This window comes from Massilia sp. BHUDP2 (assembly GCF_046236355.1).
GTDB classification, from domain to species: domain Bacteria; phylum Pseudomonadota; class Gammaproteobacteria; order Burkholderiales; family Burkholderiaceae_D; genus Telluria; species Telluria varians.
Window position 1 is genome coordinate 1 of sequence record NZ_JBJUVW010000010.1, and the last position, 2,931, is coordinate 2,931.

Below are 2,931 nucleotides of genomic sequence, written 5' to 3' on the forward strand. Positions count from 1 at the left end.
TTGTCTATAGCCTACCAAGGTTATAGGGACAAGCCGTACGGGCAATTAGTACTGGTTAGCTTAATGCATTACTGCACTTCCACACCCAGCCTATCAACGTCCTGGTCTCGAACGACCCTTCAAGGAGCTCAAGGCTCCGGGAAATCTCATCTTAAGGCAAGTTTCCCGCTTAGATGCTTTCAGCGGTTATCTCTTCCGAACTTAGCTACCCGGCAATGCCACTGGCGTGACAACCGGTACACCAGAGGTTCGTCCACTCCGGTCCTCTCGTACTAGGAGCAGCCCCCTTCAAATTTCCAACGCCCACGGCAGATAGGGACCAAACTGTCTCACGACGTTTTAAACCCAGCTCACGTACCACTTTAAATGGCGAACAGCCATACCCTTGGGACCGGCTACAGCCCCAGGATGTGATGAGCCGACATCGAGGTGCCAAACTCCCCCGTCGATATGAACTCTTGGGAGGAATCAGCCTGTTATCCCCAGAGTACCTTTTATCCGTTGAGCGATGGCCCTTCCATACAGAACCACCGGATCACTATGTCCTACTTTCGTACCTGCTCGACTTGTCGGTCTCGCAGTTAAGCACGCTTATGCCATTGCACTATTAGCACGATGTCCGACCGTACCTAGCGTACCTTCGAACTCCTCCGTTACACTTTAGGAGGAGACCGCCCCAGTCAAACTGCCTACCATGCACTGTCCCCGATCCGGATAACGGACCAAGGTTAGAACCTCAAACAAACCAGGGTGGTATTTCAAGGATGGCTCCACGAGAACTGGCGTCCCCGCTTCAAAGCCTCCCACCTATCCTACACAGATTGGTTCAAAGTCCAATGCAAAGCTACAGTAAAGGTTCATGGGGTCTTTCCGTCTAGCCGCGGGTAGATTGCATCATCACAAACATTTCAACTTCGCTGAGTCTCGGGAGGAGACAGTGTGGCCATCGTTACGCCATTCGTGCAGGTCGGAACTTACCCGACAAGGAATTTCGCTACCTTAGGACCGTTATAGTTACGGCCGCCGTTTACTGGGACTTCAATCAAGAGCTTGCACCCCATCATTTAATCTTCCAGCACCGGGCAGGCGTCACACCCTATACGTCCACTTTCGTGTTTGCAGAGTGCTGTGTTTTTATTAAACAGTCGCAGCCACCAGTTTATTGCAACCCTTTCACCCTTCTGCAGTAAAGCAGTCAAGCTACCGGGGCGTACCTTATCCCGAAGTTACGGTACCAATTTGCCGAGTTCCTTCTCCCGAGTTCTCTCAAGCGCCTTAGAATACTCATCTCGCCCACCTGTGTCGGTTTGCGGTACGGTCTCGTATGACTGAAGCTTAGAGGCTTTTCTTGGAACCACTTCCGATTGCTTCGTGCCGCATGGGCACCCGTCCCAGTCCCTTGAATTCCGCGCCCGGATTTGCCTAAGCGCCTTCTATGAACCAGAAACCAACTATTCCAACAGTTGGACAACCTTCCGCGATCCGTCCCCCCATCGCATCATACGACGGTGCAGGAATATTAACCTGCTTCCCATCAGCTACGCATCTCTGCCTCGCCTTAGGGGCCGACTCACCCTGCTCCGATGAACGTTGAACAGGAAACCTTGGGCTTACGGCGTGCGGGCTTTTCACCCGCATTATCGCTACTCATGTCAGCATTCGCACTTCTGATACCTCCAGCATCCTTCACAAGACACCTTCGCAGGCTTACAGAACGCTCTCCTACCATATCTATTGCTAGATATCCGCAGCTTCGGTGACTGGCTTAGCCCCGTTACATCTTCCGCGCAGGACGACTCGATCAGTGAGCTATTACGCTTTCTTTAAATGGTGGCTGCTTCTAAGCCAACATCCTGACTGTTTTAGCCTTCCCACTTCGTTTTCCACTTAGCCAATCTTTGGGACCTTAGCTGGCGGTCTGGGTTGTTTCCCTCTTGACGCCGGACGTTAGCACCCGACGTCTGTCTCCCAAGCTCGCACTCATCGGTATTCGGAGTTTGCAATGGTTTGGTAAGTCGCAATGACCCCCTAGCCATAACAGTGCTCTACCCCCGATGGTGATACTTGAGGCACTACCTAAATAGTTTTCGGAGAGAACCAGCTATTTCCAGGTTTGTTTAGCCTTTCACCCCTACCCACAGCTCATCCCCTAATTTTTCAACATTAGTGGGTTCGGACCTCCAGGGCGTGTTACCGCACCTTCATCCTGGCCATGGGTAGATCACCTGGTTTCGGGTCTACACCCAGCGACTGTCGCCCTGTTCGGACTCGATTTCTCTACGGCTCCCCTATTCGGTTAACCTCGCCACTGAATGTAAGTCGCTGACCCATTATACAAAAGGTACGCCGTCACCCCACGAAGAGGCTCCGACTGTTTGTATGCACACGGTTTCAGGATCTATTTCACTCCCCTCCCGGGGTTCTTTTCGCCTTTCCCTCACGGTACTGGTTCACTATCGGTCGATTACGAGTATTTAGCCTTGGAGGATGGTCCCCCCATGTTCAGACAGGATTTCTCGTGTCCCGCCCTACTTGTCGTACGCTTAGTACCACCGAAGAGATTTCGTGTACGGGGCTATCACCCGCTATGGCGCCTATTTCCAGAAGCTTCCACTATCAATTCGACTATCACGTACAGGCTCATCCCATTTCGCTCGCCACTACTTTGGGAATCTCGGTTGATTTCTTTTCCTGCAGCTACTTAGATGTTTCAGTTCGCCGCGTTCGCTTTGCATACCTATGTATTCAGTATGCAATGACCCAAAGGGCCGGGTTTCCCCATTCGGAAATCTGCGGATCAAAGTGTGTTTGCTCACTCCCCGCAGCTTATCGCAAGCTACTACGTCCTTCATCGCCTGTAATCGCCAAGGCATCCACCATGTGCACTTATTCGCTTGTCCCTATAACGTTGGCCCCTGCTGACAACAGGGA

1 rRNA gene is annotated in these 2,931 nt (G+C 52.0%); it reads right to left on the minus strand.

The features are described 5' to 3' along the window. Window positions 1–24: 24 nt before the first annotated feature. Window positions 25–2,900, minus strand: a 23S ribosomal RNA gene (locus tag ACK6C6_RS24485). Window positions 2,901–2,931: the final 31 nt, after the last annotated feature.